2 protein-coding genes are annotated in these 952 nt (G+C 69.6%); both read left to right on the top strand.

Features of this window, described 5'->3' with window-relative positions; all coding sequences use genetic code 11:
* Nucleotides 1-507 (top strand): protein-L-isoaspartate O-methyltransferase (gene pcm / locus PGX04_RS16995; RefSeq protein ID WP_273739604.1); only part of this gene is annotated, 507 nt, incomplete at its 5' end.
* Between the two features lie 56 nt (nucleotides 508-563).
* Nucleotides 564-952: protein-L-isoaspartate O-methyltransferase family protein (locus PGX04_RS16990; RefSeq protein WP_273739603.1), on the top strand; the 389-nt coding region annotated here is incomplete at its 3' end.

Genomic DNA, 952 nt, shown 5'->3' with positions numbered 1-952 from the left:
CGTCGGGACCGCGCCTACGCCGACCGGGCCCTGCCGATCGGCGACGGACAGACGATCAGCGCGCCACACATGGTGGCGATCATGGCCGACCTCCTCGAGGCCGACCCCGGCGACGCCGTCCTTGAAATCGGCACCGGCTGTGGCTACCACGCCGCGATGACGGCCGAACTCGTCGGCGACGAGAACGTTTACTCCGTCGAGTACAGCGGAGAGCTGGCCGAGCGGGCCCGCGACCAGCTCGCGGACCTGGGCTACGACGACGTCTCGATCAGGGTCGGCGACGGACGCGACGGATGGCCCAGGCACGCACCCTACGACGCCGTCTACTTCACCTGCGCGGCGGCCGACGTTCCCGACCCCGTCGTCGAACAGGTCCGACCGGGCGGCCAGGTGCTCGCGCCGATCGGGACCGGTCGCCAGACGCTCGTCGACGCGACGAAACGTCCCGACGGCTCGCTCGAACGGACCAGGAACGGTGGCGTTCGATTCGTCCGGATGCGAGGGTAGCTGACGAACGGACGAGCAAGCGCGCCATTCATAACTGCCGGTGCGATAGCTGGCGCATGGACCTCGCGGTACTGCGAGAGGACATGGTCGACGGCCTCGAGGTCGCGCCCAAGAACGTCCTCTCGGACGAGACCGTCGCCGTCGCGATGCGCGACGTGCCCAGGCACGCGTTTCTCGACGACGAACGGACGGCCTACGCCGATCGAGAACACGACGCCCTCGGCACCCGCGTCCTCGCCCCGAGCACGGCCGCCAGACTGCTCCAGGCACTCGCACTCGAGGACGACGAGTCGGTGCTGATCGTCGGCGTCGGCGTCGGTTACACCGCCGCCGTCGCGGCCGAGGTCGTCGGCGAAACGAACGTTCACGCCGTCGACATCTCCCGGCCCCTGGTCGTCGAAGCGCGGGAGAACCTCGCCGACGCGGGCTACGACGGCGTCGAACT

The organism is Natrinema soli, assembly GCF_028618695.1.
The sequence above is the reverse complement of the archived record's forward strand: the minus strand, read 5'-3'. Positions and strand labels throughout refer to the sequence as shown.